13 protein-coding genes and 1 riboswitch are annotated in these 15,478 nt (G+C 40.1%); of the genes, 7 read left to right on the top strand and 6 right to left on the bottom strand.

Annotated features, from left to right (window positions below):
• The first annotated feature begins 42 nt into the window (after nt 1-42).
• The 4 genes from AC0KTX_RS07725 to AC0KTX_RS07710 all read left to right on the top strand — a co-directional run bounded on the left by AC0KTX_RS07725 (nt 43) and on the right by AC0KTX_RS07710 (nt 4,804).
• Complete coding sequence (locus AC0KTX_RS07725; protein WP_474251635.1) at nt 43-894, top strand: carbohydrate ABC transporter permease; 852 nt, start codon at nt 43-45, stop codon at nt 892-894.
• Between the two features lie 38 nt (nt 895-932).
• Nucleotides 933-1,739, top strand: a complete 807-nt coding sequence (locus AC0KTX_RS07720) for a carbohydrate ABC transporter permease (protein WP_474251634.1) — start codon at nt 933-935, stop codon at nt 1,737-1,739.
• A 72-nt stretch (nt 1,740-1,811) separates the two neighbouring features.
• Nucleotides 1,812-3,887 carry a beta-galactosidase gene (locus tag AC0KTX_RS07715; RefSeq protein WP_474251633.1) on the top strand — a complete coding sequence of 692 codons (2,076 nt, stop codon included), beginning with the start codon at nt 1,812-1,814 and terminating at the stop codon, nt 3,885-3,887.
• 86 nt (nt 3,888-3,973) lie between these two features.
• Nucleotides 3,974-4,804 (top strand): AraC family transcriptional regulator, encoded by an 831-nt coding sequence (locus tag AC0KTX_RS07710; RefSeq protein WP_474251632.1) that lies wholly within the window; start codon nt 3,974-3,976, stop codon nt 4,802-4,804.
• Nucleotides 4,805-4,844: 40 nt separating this feature from the next.
• On the opposite strand, the gene AC0KTX_RS07705 is transcribed toward AC0KTX_RS07710, so the two are convergent.
• From AC0KTX_RS07705 to AC0KTX_RS07690, 4 genes are all read right to left on the bottom strand, one after another.
• Nucleotides 4,845-5,180, bottom strand: a complete 336-nt coding sequence (locus AC0KTX_RS07705) for a hypothetical protein (RefSeq protein ID WP_474251631.1) — start codon at nt 5,178-5,180, stop codon at nt 4,845-4,847.
• A 162-nt stretch (nt 5,181-5,342) separates the two neighbouring features.
• A complete protein-coding gene (locus AC0KTX_RS07700; protein ID WP_474251648.1) occupies nt 5,343-6,074 on the bottom strand; it encodes an amino acid ABC transporter ATP-binding protein in 732 nt (243 codons plus the stop codon).
• A complete protein-coding gene (locus tag AC0KTX_RS07695; RefSeq protein WP_340882388.1) occupies nt 6,065-6,721 on the bottom strand; it encodes an amino acid ABC transporter permease in 657 nt (218 codons plus the stop codon). The genes AC0KTX_RS07700 and AC0KTX_RS07695 overlap by 10 nt, the downstream gene beginning before the upstream one ends.
• 58 nt (nt 6,722-6,779) lie before the next feature.
• Complete coding sequence (locus AC0KTX_RS07690; protein WP_474251630.1) at nt 6,780-7,601, bottom strand: basic amino acid ABC transporter substrate-binding protein; 822 nt, start codon at nt 7,599-7,601, stop codon at nt 6,780-6,782.
• A 305-nt stretch (nt 7,602-7,906) separates the two neighbouring features.
• On the opposite strand from AC0KTX_RS07690, the gene thiM reads away from it, so the two are divergent.
• Together thiM and thiE are read left to right on the top strand one after the other, a co-directional pair.
• A complete protein-coding gene (gene thiM / locus AC0KTX_RS07685; RefSeq protein WP_339198067.1) occupies nt 7,907-8,713 on the top strand; it encodes a hydroxyethylthiazole kinase in 807 nt (268 codons plus the stop codon).
• A gap of 56 nt (nt 8,714-8,769) precedes the next feature.
• Nucleotides 8,770-9,429, top strand: a complete 660-nt coding sequence (gene thiE, locus AC0KTX_RS07680; protein WP_474251629.1) for a thiamine phosphate synthase — start codon at nt 8,770-8,772, stop codon at nt 9,427-9,429.
• Between the two features lie 203 nt (nt 9,430-9,632).
• On the opposite strand, the gene metE is transcribed toward thiE, so the two are convergent.
• Nucleotides 9,633-11,915, bottom strand: coding sequence for a 5-methyltetrahydropteroyltriglutamate--homocysteine S-methyltransferase (gene metE, locus AC0KTX_RS07675; protein ID WP_474251628.1), 2,283 nt, complete (start codon nt 11,913-11,915; stop codon nt 9,633-9,635).
• 151 nt (nt 11,916-12,066) lie between these two features.
• Nucleotides 12,067-12,265, bottom strand: a riboswitch (cobalamin riboswitch).
• Nucleotides 12,266-12,451: 186 nt separating this feature from the next.
• The gene (locus AC0KTX_RS07670) at nt 12,452-14,038 is read right to left on the bottom strand and encodes a BCCT family transporter (protein ID WP_339193631.1); all 1,587 of its coding nucleotides are present in this window, start codon (nt 14,036-14,038) and stop codon (nt 12,452-12,454) included.
• Nucleotides 14,039-14,300: 262 nt separating this feature from the next.
• Between AC0KTX_RS07670 and nfsA the strand changes: the two genes are divergently transcribed.
• Nucleotides 14,301-15,050, top strand: coding sequence for an oxygen-insensitive NADPH nitroreductase (nfsA, locus tag AC0KTX_RS07665; RefSeq protein WP_339193629.1), 750 nt, complete (start codon nt 14,301-14,303; stop codon nt 15,048-15,050).
• Nucleotides 15,051-15,478 lie beyond the last annotated feature (428 nt).

The following is a 15,478-nucleotide window of genomic DNA, read 5'->3' as shown; positions in this document are numbered from 1 at the left end:
TGAACTATTCTTTATTTTTAGACTTTTGGGGGGATCATGACAATGGTTCGCAACAAACAAATACCATACATTTTTTTAGCCCCAGCATTATTATTGTTTGTTTGTTTTACAATATATCCAACTTTAGCTTCTTTTATTTTAAGTTTTCAAACACTGCAGGATGGGGAATACATTTTCGCAGGATTTAAAAACTATGTTCGTTTATTAAATGATACCGTATTTTTAAAAGCATTAATGAATACATTTATTATCTTGATTGTTCAAGTACCTATCATGCTTATACTTGCATTAATACTGGCAAACGCACTAAACAGCCAGCTGCTAAAATTCCGCGGTTTTTTTCGGGTTGGATTTTTTATGCCTGCTGTCACATCACTGGTGGCTTATTCCATTTTGTTTTCCATCATGTTGCAAGATTCAGGGATCATCAATCAATTTTTAAGTATATTTGGCATCGATAAAATTAAATGGCTATCTGACCCATTTTGGGCAAAAGTCTCCATTATTCTTGCCATGACTTGGCGATGGACAGGATATAATATGGTGATTTATTTAGCGGCGATGCAAAATATTCCTGAAGAAATTTATGAAGCAGCTTCCATTGATGGGGCAGGAAAGATCAGAAAGTTTTTCAATATTACGATACCCCAATTAAAACCCGTTATATTATTTACGGCCATTATTTCGACCATTTCAACTTTACAGTTGTTTGATGAGCCTTATAACTTAACCAAAGGTGGGCCGGCGGATGCAACAATGACTCTCGGTTTATATATTTATCTGAACGGTTTTGAATATTTTGATTTTGGTTATGCATCTGCCATTGCCTATGTTGTGGTGATAATGGTGGCAATATTGTCTTACCTTCAACTAAAGGTTACAGGAGATGAATAAACATGCAAATGACAAATCGTCATCCCAAGGGTCATTTGATGAATAAATTCATGTTATATATCCCTCTATTCATAATGTGGGTCGTATCAATATTTCCGTTTTACTGGATGTTCGTTGGTTCAACAAACCATACGAGCAAAATGTTCACAAACCCGCCCACTTTAGTTTTTGGGGATCAGTTATTAACAAATGTAAAGAATCTAAATGCTTCTATTGATATTGGAAGAGTTTTATTTAATTCACTGTTTGTCTCTTTAGTTTATGTTGTTTTAGCCCTTTTTGTTTGTACTTTGGCTGCTTATGCGCTTTCAAAGTTTCAATTTAAAGGCAGAAAGTTTATTTTTCTCATGTTCATGTTGTCGATGATGATTCCGTATCAGGCCACAATTATACCGCTGTTTCAGTTGTTATCAAATGCACATTTATTAAATACTTATTTTGCCTTAATTGCTCCGCAAATTTGTTATCCTTTTGCCATATTTTTGATGAGACAAAATTTTTTGTCATTTCCAACTTCGCTTATCGAAGCGGCAAGAATAGATGGAGCAGGAGAATTCCGCATTTTTTTCAAAATTGTTTTGCCATCCATGAAACCGGCATTAGCGGCAACGGCGATCTACTTATTTATGATGCAATGGAATAATTTTATGTGGCCGTTGATTGCCACAACATCTAGTGAAATGTATACATTTCCAGTTGCATTATCCAGTTTGATCGGCTTTTCCATTATCGATTATGGGCAAGTGATGGCAGGAATAACGATTGCAACGATTCCAATCATCATATTCTTCTTAGTGCTACAGAAACAATTCATTGCCGGGATGTTAGGAAGCGCAGTGAAGTAATGACAGTTTAAAACAAAAGTTGTTGGATGTCGAAAAAAAGAAACGAAGATCGTTTATAAGGAGAATGGTAAGATGGGAGAAAAAAATTTTAGGAAAGTAGAGGGTTTTTTGCATGGCGGGGATTATAACCCTGATCAATGGCTCCATACCCCGGAAATTATACAGGAAGATTATAGATTAATGAAACTGGCAAATTGCAATACGTTCTCACTGAGTATATTTGCCTGGAGCGCATTGGAGCCTGAGGAAGGGAAGTATCAATTTGAATGGCTCGATCAAATTATGGATGATCTTGCAAAACATGGAATGAATGTGATTTTGGCAACGCCCAGCGGGGCAAGGCCTGCATGGTTATCGCAAAAATATCCGGAAGTTCTTCGAGTCGAAAAAAATAGACAAAGGAATCTTCATGGGAAAAGACATAACCATTGCTTCACTTCGCCAATCTATCGTGAAAAAACGCAAAACATAAATCGAATGCTTGCCGAACGATACAAAAATCATCCCGCTCTGATTATGTGGCATGTTTCAAATGAATACAGCGGGGAATGCCATTGTGAACTCTGCCAAGAAGCATTTCGAAACTGGTTGAAGAAAAAATATGATCACGATCTGAATGCCTTGAATAAAGCATGGTGGACAAGTTTTTGGAGCCACACTTTTACAGATTGGTCGCAAATTGAATCGCCAGCTCCCCACGGAGAAGACAGCGTACACGGCCACAATTTGGACTGGAAACGATTTGTAACCGATCAAACCATTGATTTTTATTTGAATGAAATTAAACCTTTAAGGGAAATCACTCCCGATATTCCGATTACAACAAACTTTATGGGAAGCTATCCGCACATGGGGCCGTTTAAAGAATTAAATTACGATAAATTTGGAAAAGAAGTTGATATTGTTAGTTGGGATAGTTATCCTGCCTGGCACAATGATTATCAAACAACGTCTGATCTTGCCGCAGATGTTGCGTTTGTTCACGATATTTACCGATCTTTAAAAGATGGCCAGCCATTTTTAATTATGGAAAATACTCCAAGCATGGTCAATTGGCAGGATGTCAACAAACCGAAAAAGCCCGGGATGCATCAGTTATCATCTGTTCAATCGATCGCTCACGGTTCAGATTCTATTTTATATTTTCAATGGCGGAAAAGCAGGGGCTCTTTTGAGAAGTTTCATGGAGCTGTTGTTGACCACTGTGGGCATGAAAACACTCGTGTCTTCAGAGAAGTAGCTGGGGTCGGGCGAATATTAAATAAAATATCGGCTATTGCTGGTACAACGGTCAATCCCGAAGTGGCCGTCATTTATGATTGGGAAAATCAGTGGGCAATCGATGAGGCCCAATCCCTGAAAAAAAATGCAAAAAAATATGTTGAAACTTGTCAAAGTCATTATAAATCGTTTTGGAAAAAAGGCATCCCGGTTGATGTTATTTCGATGGATAAAGACTTTTCCAAGTATAAGATTGTAATTGCTCCAATGTTATATATGGTACGTCCGGGGGTTGCGGAGAGATTGGAAAAATTCGTCTCCGAAGGCGGCACTCTCGTCACGACTTATTGGAGTGGAGTGGTGGATGAAAATGATTTATGCTTTTTAGGGGGATTTCCGGGTCCTTTACGCAAACTATTAGGAATTTGGGTAGAAGAAATGGATGTTCTTTACGACTCCGAAAGGAATGAAGTTTACGATCTCAACCTAAATGGCCAGCAAATGTCGCATTCTTATCAAACGTACGATTTTTGTGAAGTGATTCATCCGGAAACTGCAGAAGTACTTGCAAAGTATAAATCCGATTACTACGAGGATATGCCTGCTCTAACAGTCAACCGTTTTGGAAAGGGAAAAGCTTATTATATAGCATCGAGAAATGAACAAAAGTTTCAGGATGATTTTTATAACCAATTAATCATGGAACAAAATGTCTCTCCTGTTTTGTCTGTTGATTTGCCGGACGGCATCAATGTCCAAAAAAGAACGGATGGAACAGATGAATATATTTTTATCATGAATTTTTCCGAAAAAACACAGAAACTCACTTTACCTGATGGTGAGAAATATTTCGATCTTTTAAGCGGGAACGATATTTCAGGGAAAATTTCATTGCAAAAGTACGGTTTCTTCATTTTAAAAAAATAACCAAAAAAAAGAACCTGTTTCCAATAGTGTTTCACAGGTTCTTTTTTTATAATTGAGGTTGAAAGAGAAAGAAGGTGTTTATGCTTATGGAACAAACCAAAAAAAGATACACATTTTCAACCCACGAGAAACCGCTCCCTTTATTTATTGAAAGTATAGGCTTTAATCCGCAAGAGGAGGATTTTGCCAGACCAGAAGGTTATCCATATTACCATTGGCTGCAAACCATTGCCGGAGAAGGGTGTTTTTCCTTTAATGGAGAAGAATATTTATTAAGTCCCGGGAAAGGAATTTTTTTAACTCCTTTTACACCGCATTCATACTATACAACCGGGGAAAAATGGTCGACATTATATGTAACATTTGGAGGAGCTGCCGTCAATGAAATTCTAGATTCATTAGAAATTCATTATTCCGCCCTTTATGCGGAGACGAAAGAAAATTGTTTTTCCGATTTAATTATCAAGATGATGCATAAAGTTGAGGAAAATTCTGAATTTTCCCGATTGGAATTATCAGAGGATTTATACCGTTTTATCATGATGTTAAAAAAATCCGGAAAAGCTGCAAAACAACCATCAATTTCTAATTATTACAAAATGATCAAAATGACGGTTGATTGGTTGGAGAAGCATTATTCCGATGATATCGGGTTAAAAGATATAGCAGAATACGCCGGTGTAAGCTCACAATATTTAAATTCTCTATTTCGTGAAACTTTTCATACGAGTCCCTATTCGTTTTTAATACAACTGAGAATACGTGAAGCGAAAAGAATATTGCTTGCAAACCCCGAACTTTCTTTAAAAGAAGTAGCCCACTTGGTTGGGTTTAAAGACCCCAGTCATTTTGGAGCAACATTTAAAAGAATAGAGAAAATGACTCCGAAAAAATATAGAAAATTATTTAAGGTATAAAAGATGAAGGAGATGATGTAAAAAGCATTATCTTTCATATTTACTCTTCAAGAGCTCTTTTCATTTGTACAATCTTTGTACTAATGATGTTATTGCACATTGGAACATGCCGTTTTAAGAAAGGAACGATATGGTCAACATATTCTTCGACTTTTTTTTGCGAATTGGATTCGGGAATGTTTAATACAAATAGTGCAAAGACATTCGTTTCAAGGGATCCATTCTTATAATTTTTTTCCGGCTTTGAAACAGAAATAATTTTTTCAACTTTTATATCAGTTTGTAAATTTAGCAGTAAATCATTCACATATTGCTCATAGTTTTGTTCACTTTTCAGTCGTATAATGCATTCAGCATATGTGATTACTTCAATCATATATTGACCGACTCCTTTTATTTCCTACTGCTTCTACTACCCATTAGTATATCACCGTTGCATATGGGAAGAAAATTATTTTCACGTTTTTCTTCTTACTCCTGGATAAGAAAAGAAAAAGATCAATGACGGGACAAGAATATGCCCATCAATTGATCCATTTTACGCCAGCACCTTGCTTAAAAATGCTTTTGTCCGTTCGTGTTGGGGGTTGCCGAACAGCTCTTCTGGAGCGTTTTCTTCAATAATATAGCCGCCATCCATGAATAGGACCCGGTCGCTAACTTCTTTGGCAAATCCGATTTCGTGTGTTACGACAATCATTGTCATTCCTTCGTTTGCCAATTCTTTCATGACATTCAGCACTTCACCGACCATTTCCGGATCAAGGGCGGAAGTTGGTTCGTCAAAAAGCATGACTTTTGGATTCATCGCCAACGCTCTGGCGATGGCCACCCTCTGTTTTTGCCCGCCTGATAATTCGTCAGGGTAGCTGTCGGCTTTTTCACTGAGCCCGACTTTTTTTAGCAGTGAAATCCCTCTTTCAATTGCTTCCTTTTCAGAAACTCCCTTTACTTTGACAGGTGCCAATATAATATTCTCAATTACTGTTTTGTGGGGAAATAAGTTAAACTGCTGGAATACCATGCCAACCTCTTGGCGCACTTTATTCATGTCCACGTGTGGATCGGTAATATCTTGTCCGTCGATGATAACTTGTCCTGAAGTAATGTCCTCGAGCTTGTTTAAACAGCGGAGAAACGTACTCTTCCCTGAACCGGAAGGGCCGATAACGCAGACAACTTCTTTTTCTTTAATGTCGACGCTGATATCTTTCAATACTTCTACTTTTCCAAAGTTCTTTTTTAAATGCTTCACCTGAATCATCCGGATTTTGTTCTCCTTTCAACAAAGCTCAACACCTTGCTTAAAGACAATGTCAGCACAAGATAAATAAGGGCGACGGTGAGGTACGGCTCCCATACAATATAATATTGCCCTTGCATTGCCCGTCCCCAATACATCAGTTCTGGAGTAGCAATAATCGCTGCAATCGACGATTCTTTAATAAGGACGACAAATTCGTTGCCAAGAGGCGGGATCATCCGTTTTGTCGCCTGCGGCAAAATAACGTAGCGCATCGCCTGTTTATGGCTCATGCCAAGCGATCTTGCCGCTTCCATCTGACCTTTGTCGATCGATTGAATGCCTGCCCGAAAAATTTCCGCTATATAGGCGGCGGAATTTAAAGAAAGTGCAACAATGGCAGCAATAACTCCATTTGTATCGCCGATTATCAGCGGTACGAGGCCAAAGTGGACAAGCAGCATTTGCACAAAAAGAGGCGTCCCTCGGAAAAATGTAACATACCATGTAAAGGGCAAGCGAATGTAAGGATTTTGCGCGATTTTCCCGATGCCGATGAAAAGACCTAAAACAGTGCCGATGGCGATCGCCGCAAGAGAAAGTCCAATTGTGACGAGCATTCCTTGGAAGAAAAAGGGCGCATATTCAGCTATCAGATCAAAACGAAAATTCATACATATATCTCCCCGCATGCATTGCCGGACAAGCAAAATGCCGGCGAAATGCTAAAAATTATTGCTGATTTTTTAATATATCGATATCTGGTTCTACACCAAACCATTTTTGGTAAATTTCACTGTACGTTCCGTTTTCCAATATTGTATTGATCGCTTTGTCAAGCTCTGCTTTCAATTTGCTTCCTTTCGGGAACATCAAACCGTAATATTCCGAATCAAAGTTTTCCGGATCTTTAATGGCTTTTAATTTTTTGTCAGGATTGTTTTTAATATATTCGTTGACAACGGCGTTGTCGGCCACAACAGCATCGGCGCCTCCGTTAAGCAGCTCCATGATCGCAAGAACGTTGTCTTCAAATTTTTTAACCGTTCCATCGCCGCCAAGTATTTTTTCGGCAGCGGTCTGGCCGGTTGTGCCATTTTGGACGGCAACCGTTTTTCCTTTCAGATCAAGCGCATTTTGAATATCGCTGTCTTCGGGAACTAAAATCATAAGTGTTGATTCAAAATATGGAACCGAAAAATCATATGTTTGTTTGCGGTCTTCTGTAATGGACACAGAAGAAGCTGCCAAGTCGGCTTGTTTGCCTTGAACTTCTGCAAACATTGGATCCCATCCGGTATGCTTGATGTCTACATCATATCCGGCCTCTTTCGCCACTGCGTTGATAAAATCGATATCAAAGCCGACAACTTCACCTTTGTCCATATATTCAAACGGTGCGTATGCCGCGTTTGTCACTACTTTCAATGTTTTTTTCTCATCATTGCCGGCTGCATCGTTTTTGCCGGAATTGTTCGATCCGCAAGCGGAAAGCATAAACAGCAAAGTTGCCATAGCCGCGAAGGCTATTATTTTTCTCAAATATTGATTCATGTTGTACCTCCTAAAAAAAAATATAGAAAACAAATTTTTGAAGATCCTTTCAACTTTATTCTGAAACATTATAAATGAACATGTATATTCTTTCAACAATTTGGATAATGATTCATACACATTTTTTATATGAAATGATTTACAATCCATTTTGATAATATAGTATTATAACATAATTTAACCACCGAAACTGCAGCGTGCCGATAAAAGTTTTGCATCTGATATAATGTCCTTAACAGCGTTTTGCTTTCGGGAAAAATGCTGCAAATAAGCGTTTTTTTTCCGATGTTGGAAGGAGTGAGATGATGAATATTGAAATGTTAGGTTCCGCACTGGAGAAGGTGCGCAGCCAAAATCCTCTTGTTCATAATATTACAAATGTCGTTGTCACCAATTTTACAGCAAATGGTTTGTTGGCGATTGGGGCTTCACCGGTAATGGCATATGCAAAGGAAGAAGTGGCGGATATGGCGAAAATAGCCGGCGCACTCGTCTTAAATATCGGGACGTTAACAAGTGATGTCGTGGAAGCGATGATACTTGCGGGAAAATCGGCAAACGAAAACGGCGTACCGGTCATTTTAGACCCTGTTGGCGCTGGCGCCACACCTTACCGGACAGAAGCTGCCCAACAAATATTAAAAGAGGTTCGTGTTTCCATCGTTCGCGGAAATGCGCCTGAAATTGCCAATGTTATCGGCGAAAAGCTCCAAATGAAAGGAGTGGATGCCGTTGGTTCAGCTGCCGATCCAGTTTTATTGGCTGAGAAAGCGGCAAAGCAGTTAAACGCTGTTGTCGTCATAACCGGGAAAGAAGACGTGGCGACAGATGGCCAAACGACATATCAAGTCCAGAACGGACATCCGATTTTAACAAAAGTAACGGGCACAGGCTGTCTGTTATCATCCATTATCGGCGCTTTTTCCGCAGTTGAACAAGATTTGCTCGTTGCCTCAGTGGCAAGCCTTGTCTCTTATGGTGTGGCGGCGGAAATAGCATACAGTGTGACAGAAGGCAGGGGACCGGGAAGCTTTCAAATCGAGTTTTTGAATCAATTGGAAAAAGTGACAAGCGACGACTTGAAGAAAAGGGGTTCATTTTGCCGAAAATAAGGGGCCAATGTTTTCAGCAATTTTTTTGGAAAATCTCAATACGCAGGTGATGGATTATGCCGAAAGTGACAGCAGATGAACTGCGAAAGCTTTTAAAAGTGTATTTTATTATGGGCAGTGTAAATTGCAAGAAAAATCCTCTTGATGTGCTTGAAGAAGCGATCGCGGGGGGGATCACCATCTTCCAGTACCGCGAAAAAGGAGCAGGCGCATTAACGGGCGAGGACAAGCTAAAGCTCGGAAAAGAACTGCAAAAAATATGCCAAAAACATCAAATTCCTTTTATTGTAAACGATGATGTTGATCTGGCTTTGAAACTTGATGCGGATGGCGTTCATATCGGTCAGGAGGATGAATCAGCCGAAATTGTCCGCCAAAAAATTGGCGATAAAATTTTAGGAGTGTCGGCTCATACGTTTGAGGAAGCGGAAAGAGCCATTGCGCAAGGCGCAGACTATATCGGCGTCGGCCCCATTTTTTCGACGAAGACGAAAGAAGACGCCAAAAAAGCGCAAGGTCCGCAAATCATTTTCAGCATGCGCAACCAAGGCATTGCGATTCCGATCGTCGGCATCGGCGGCATCAACAGTGAAAATGCCGGACAAGTCGTTGCAAACGGAGCCGACGGCGTCGCCGTCATATCCGCCATAAGTTATGCGGACGATGTCAAGAAGAGTGCGGCAAAATTGAAGCAGACTGTAGAATCATTTTTTTAGGAACAATCATTCGCAAATGGCGTGCAAAATCAAAAGAGGCGCCTAAATCCGGGCGCCTTTTGTTTATGTTTGGAGAAAACTGTGTTCAATGATGGTTGCGCTATTTTTCATACAGCGAAAGTCATCGTTGAATTGTGCGGTCTTTATCCTTTCTAAGGAACATCTGAAACGGTGTCAGCAAATGTACCTTTTGCTTAATAGGATCAAATTTGTTTTGCGGCGATGGCTTGCCGATACGCTTTTGTCGCTTCCACCATGATTTTGAGTGCATTGACAGTTTCGGTGACCGCTCTTGTTTTTAAACCACAATCAGGATTCACCCAGAACTGATGTACATCGAGCACTTTTAATGCACGGTCGATATTTTCGGTTATTTCTTGGACGGAAGGTATACGCGGGCTGTGGATGTCATAAACGCCCAAACCGATTTCCCGTTTATATTGGTACTTTTCAAAAGCATGAACAAGTTCTCCGTGGCTGCGGGACGATTCAATCGAGATAACGTCTGCATCAAGCTTATCGATCGCTTCCATCATATCTTCAAACTGGGAATAGCACATATGAGTATGAATTTGTGTTTCCGGTTTGACGGAGCTGGTGGCAAGTTTGAAAGCTTCGACGGCGTTTTCGATGTATTGATTTTGCTTCGATCTTTTTAACGGCAGCCCTTCACGGATAGCAGGTTCATCAACTTGAATCATTCCTATGCCGTTTTTCTCCAGAGCTAATACTTCTTCGCGGATGGCAAGGGCAATCTGGCGAAGAACGTCCGCATAGCTAATGTCATCACGGACAAAAGACCAGTTTAAGATGGTGACAGGTCCAGTCAGCATTCCTTTTACAGGTTTGTCCGTCAATGATTGGGCATAGACGCTTTCTTTGACGGTCATCGGCTGATCAAAGGCAACGTCGCCATAAATGATCGGCGGTCTGACGCAGCGCGAACCGTAAGATTGCACCCAGCCGTTTTTGGTAACAGCAATTCCTATTAGTTTTTCTCCGAAATATTCCACCATGTCCGTTCGTTCAAATTCCCCGTGGACCAATACATCAAGTTCAAGCTGTTCCTGAATATCAATCCATTTTTTGATTTCATCTTTGATGATAGACTCATATTGCTCGTTTGTGTATTCGCCTTTCCGCCATTTTAAACGGGTTTGGCGGATTTCTTTCGTTTGCGGAAAGCTGCCGATCGTTGTTGTCGGTAGAATTGGCAAGTTCCATCTATTTTTATGCAGCTTGCGCCGAACAGAAAAGTCCACACGGTTCGTCGGGTAGGATTCAATCTTGGCGGCTGCCTCTTGCACGTTTCGGTTTGTCCGAAAATCAGAATTCATAAATTGCGTGTAATAACGGTCATCGTATCGTAAATCGCTTATACTTAATTCACCTTTTGCATATTGTGTCAGCTGATGGACTTCACTTAATTTTTCGTCTGCAAAGGAGAGAGCATTTTTTAAAATTTCCGGCAATTCGTGTTCATTTTTTACGGTAACCGGCACATGGAGCAAGCTGCAGGAAGGTTGAATGATCAATCGATCAACATCAACATGCTGAGCGAGAAAATCAATTTTGCTTGCTTTTTCTTCTAATGATGCCCTCCATATGTTACGGCCGCTGATTAAACCGGCAGCCAATATTTTGTCTTTTGGAAACCCGAATTTTTGGATGTTTGCACTGTTGGCTCCCCCATCATGTACAAAATCAAGACCGATAGCAGCAACAGGCAATGAAACGATATGTTGATAGTGAGAAAGACTTTCAAAATAAGTTTGCAACAGTATGTTCAAAGATGGATTCGCTTCGTGAAAAGCTTCATACACTTCTTTAAACAACGGAATCAATGACTCATCAATTTCCTGAACGAGAACAGGCTCATCGATTTGCACCCACTTTGCGCCTGCTTGATGCAACTCTGTCAACAATTGAATATAAACTGGGATGAAAGCAGATAAATGCTTATAAAAATCTCGTTTTTCATATTTTTTCGCCAGCATTAAAAAAGTAATCGGCCCTAAAACAACAGGTTTTGTCTCAATATTTAGTTCGTCTTTTGCTTCATTGTAAAGCTTGAGCAGACGGTTTTCCAAAAAAGCAGGCGGCTTATTTTCCAGTTCCGGAACGATATAATGATAATTTGTATCAAACCATTTTGTCATTTCTAAAGCCTCGGCTTCTTCGGATCCCCTTGCCATTGCGAAATATGTTTTGATGGAACGGGGATCCATATGCTGGAACCTCGAAGGAATATATCCAAACATGAAAGCAGTATCGAGAACGTGGTCATAAAACGAAAAATCTCCTACGGGAATCAGCTCAATTCCGCTTTCATGCTGTTTCTTTAAGTTGGAAAGACGGATCTTTTTCAACGTTTCCAGTAAGCTGCTTTCAGAAATGTCTCCATTCCAAAATAATTCCAAAGCTTTTTTCCATTCCCGGCGTTCGCCAATTCGCGGATAGCCAAGATTTGAACTAATGGCTGCCATTACGAAAACCTCCCATTTGATTTTTGCTCAACACAATAAAAAAGCCCTCTTTACGCTAATAAAAGAGGGACTGGATATCCTAGCTCGTGTTGAGGCACCCAAATGGTTTCAACATGAACATGGCTTCTCACTCCTCCCTATGACGCGTAGGTCGTAGTGCATACAACAGGCAGGTCTCCTGACTTAGGTTCAACGCTTTTGATCTCCTTCCCATTTCTCTGGCAGAAACAGTGGCTGATGATCAAAAGCTCCCCATCACAGTGGCGCGACCGTGTTGGAATTTCACCAAACTTCCCTTTTAAGCGCATATTGCGGCTGCAATATGACGCACCTGTTGCTGGTACACATATGAAACTATAATTATCAGAATAGAGGATTTTTTTTTATTTTTCAACACCACATTTGCAATTAAAAAGAGAAATTTTTTAGGAAAGTAGATGGCTTGCGATTTCTTCCGCTTTACATGACAAAAACCCGCCAGAACATAAAGGTTTTCTGCGGGTCTTTACAGCGGTTGGGATTTTTCCGGAAAACAGTTATTTCGAGAGAAGGTTTCTTTTCACGCCTTTCTTTTTAGGATACATTTTAAATAATTGAGATTTACTGGAATAAAAATCTTGGTTTGCCGCTTTGATAAAAGAACCGGCTAAAAGGACAAAAATAAACAACAAAGGGAAACCGCCAATAATGCTAACAGTCTGCAATGTGGACAATCCGCCGAGGTACATTAAAATAAGCGGCAAAACGGAAAGAGCAAAAGCCCAAAATAAACGGTTCCATCGCAAAGGTTCATCGGCAACTTCTTTTTGGACAACAGATGCTAAAATATAAGAGCTTGAATCAAACGTTGTTGCTAAAAAGATCACGGCAAGCACAGTAAATACGGCAATCACAATGTTGCTTAACGGCAATTGTTTCAATATTCCGATAATGGCTGCTGATCCGCCATGTTCATCTAATGTAGCTGTTACATGGTATTGGCCTGTCAGTTCTAAAAATAATCCAAAGTTTCCTAAAATCCCAAAAAAGAGAATGCAGCCGAGCGTTCCATATACTACTGTTCCGAGCGTCATTTCGCGGACAGTGCGTCCTTTTGAAATTTTAGCGACGAACAAGCCGACAAATGGAGCGTACACGAGCCACCAAGCCCAATAAAATACCGTCCATGATTCCGGAAAGCCTGTTCGTTCAAACGGTCCTAAACTGTTAAAAGGTTCAGTCCATAAAGACATCCGCATGTAATGATCAAGCATGATGCCGATGCTGTTGACGGCCGTTTCCGCCAGAAAGACGGTCGGGCCGGCAAGGAAGACAAACACCAACAATAATACGGCAAGCCATAGGTTGATGTCGCTCAAAATTTTAATGCCTTTCCGCAAACCGGAGTAAGCGCTTGCTGCGAAGATCAATGTACAAATAAGCAAAACCACTGTTTGGAGTGTCATCGAAGGTTCGATGCCGGAAAGTTCATGAATTCCTTCTGTAATGAGCGGCGTCCCTAAAGCGAGTGTCGTTCCAGCTCCGCCCAGCAAACCAAACATAAACAAGACATCAATGATTTTGCCTATTGGTCCATCTGCTTTTTTGCCAATGAGAGGCCGGCACGCTTCGCTTACTTTTAACACCGGTTTTTTCTTTACATAATAGAAATAGCTGATTGGCAGGGCAGGGAGGCAATAGATGGCCCATGCCGTCGGTCCCCAATGAAAAATTCCATATGCGGCCGCCCATTCAACGGCTTCTTTTGATCTAGGTTCGATGCCAAATGGAGGTCCCGTATAGTAGTAAGCCCATTCAATCGTTCCCCAATAAAGAACACTTGATCCAATTCCAGCGCAAAAAAGCATAGCTGCCCAAGATAATGTCGGAAACTCAGCCTTTTCTAAAGGATCCCCCAGTTTGATTTTTCCGTATCGGCTAAAAGAAACATAAAGAATAAAAATCAATACTGCTGCACCCATGATTAAATACAATATTCCAAATTTTTGTGTTAAAAAGCTGCTGGCAGCTAATACAATGGCTTCGCCTTGTTCAGGGAATACTGCTAATGGAGCGGCTACAATTAACAGCAAAAGCAGCGCCCCGATAAAGGTCGGCCAATCCATAATGTTTCGATTCTTCATCAAATCCCCCTTTAAAAAAGATTACATTTTATTATATCTTTAAACAAAATTGATAGAAAGTTTGATTTTTCAGATTAATTTGTCGTAATAAGCTTTTTTATTCAATTTATTTTATTTTTTATAAGAAATCCTTATAAATGCTCTCGATTACGGCCAAATCCTTACGTTTCACATTTTGCTTGGCCGAAAAACAAAATCGATGAAATGGGCGTCTAAAAAAGTTAAACTTTGAGAAAAGAATATAAAAGAAAGGATGATGATGATGAATAAAGTGATCGAAACCATTTTAAACCATCGATCCGTTCGAAAATTTGAAGATCGGCCGCTTACGGATGAACAAATACGCTTAATTGTGGAATGTGCCCAATCGGCCTCGACTTCAAGTTACATACAAGCTTACTCAATCATTGGGGTGAAAAATCCGGAAACGAAAAAAAAACTTGCGGAACTGGCGGGGAACCAAGACTATGTGGAAAAAAGCGGCCATTTATTTGTTTTTTGCGCAGATCTGCACCGGCACGAACTAATAGGCGAAATGGAAGATAAAGACGTGACGGTATCCTTGGAAAGCACAGAAAAATTTATGGTTGCGCTTATTGATGCGGCATTGGCCGCGCAAAATGCTGCATTAGCCGCTGAGTCCATGGGGCTTGGCATTTGTTATATTGGCGGAATTCGCAACAATTTAGAGGATGTTTCGGCGCTGCTAAAAGTTCCTGATCGGGTCATCCCGCTTTTTGCCATAACGGTCGGCTATCCGGCCGTTGATACCGGAAAAAAACCCCGATTGCCTTTACATCATGTTTATCATGAGGAAGAATATGAGCAAAACGAAGAAATATATAAACAGGGGCTTCTTGAATATAATCAAATAGTATCCAAATATTATGAAAAACGTACAAATGGTGTCCGCAAAGATACTTGGACAGGGCAAATGGCTCGCGCTCTTTCAAATCCGGTGAGAATGTATATGAAACAATTTGTGGAAAGAAAAGGCTATAACTTAAAATAATATGAACAGTTTCTTGCCAAGTTGTCTCTGTTGCGGTATGGACAAATTGTTTGATGAAATAAATGGAAATCAATTTTGGGAACATGGAAACAATGAGATTATCCGCTTTTGTTAAAAATGGATAGATTTAGAAATTAGCTGATTTTCCGATCGTATAGTATGTAGAAAACAAAAAGACCGATGTGTGCGAATAGAAAAACCGGGCGTTGATGTTTTTCGCCCGGTTTTCCTATGCGTCTATTAGCAATAGAGGCAATCATTCCTTTCGATTCACATGATTTCCTGTTTTGTGTCAGATTGATGGCGATTTTTTTACAAAATTTTAATCTTTTATTGACTGTTTATTGAATTCAAGTTTTTTTACATAAATTTGTGATAAAGTTCACTTACAACAGATGATTTTTGTTTCAAAGTGAATGGTTGACGTT

The organism is Aeribacillus sp. JST-2 (assembly GCF_056032925.1).
The sequence above is the reverse complement of the archived record's forward strand: the minus strand, read 5'-3'. Positions and strand labels throughout refer to the sequence as shown.

Excerpts from the sequence above, each read along its gene's own strand:
- AC0KTX_RS07725 (WP_474251635.1), top strand. The coding sequence starts at position 43 with ATGGTTCGCAACAAACAAATACCATACATTTTTTTAGCCCCAGCATTA.
- AC0KTX_RS07720 (WP_474251634.1), top strand. The coding sequence starts at position 933 with ATGAATAAATTCATGTTATATATCCCTCTATTCATAATGTGGGTCGTA.
- AC0KTX_RS07715 (WP_474251633.1), top strand. The coding sequence starts at position 1,812 with ATGGGAGAAAAAAATTTTAGGAAAGTAGAGGGTTTTTTGCATGGCGGG.
- AC0KTX_RS07710 (WP_474251632.1), top strand. The coding sequence starts at position 3,974 with ATGGAACAAACCAAAAAAAGATACACATTTTCAACCCACGAGAAACCG.
- AC0KTX_RS07705 (WP_474251631.1), bottom strand. The coding sequence starts at position 5,180 with ATGATTGAAGTAATCACATATGCTGAATGCATTATACGACTGAAAAGT.
- AC0KTX_RS07695 (WP_340882388.1), bottom strand. The coding sequence starts at position 6,721 with ATGAATTTTCGTTTTGATCTGATAGCTGAATATGCGCCCTTTTTCTTC.
- AC0KTX_RS07690 (WP_474251630.1), bottom strand. The coding sequence starts at position 7,601 with ATGAATCAATATTTGAGAAAAATAATAGCCTTCGCGGCTATGGCAACT.
- thiM (WP_339198067.1), top strand. The coding sequence starts at position 7,907 with ATGAATATTGAAATGTTAGGTTCCGCACTGGAGAAGGTGCGCAGCCAA.
- thiE (WP_474251629.1), top strand. The coding sequence starts at position 8,770 with ATGCCGAAAGTGACAGCAGATGAACTGCGAAAGCTTTTAAAAGTGTAT.
- metE (WP_474251628.1), bottom strand. The coding sequence starts at position 11,915 with ATGGCAGCCATTAGTTCAAATCTTGGCTATCCGCGAATTGGCGAACGC.
- AC0KTX_RS07670 (WP_339193631.1), bottom strand. The coding sequence starts at position 14,038 with ATGAAGAATCGAAACATTATGGATTGGCCGACCTTTATCGGGGCGCTG.
- nfsA (WP_339193629.1), top strand. The coding sequence starts at position 14,301 with ATGAATAAAGTGATCGAAACCATTTTAAACCATCGATCCGTTCGAAAA.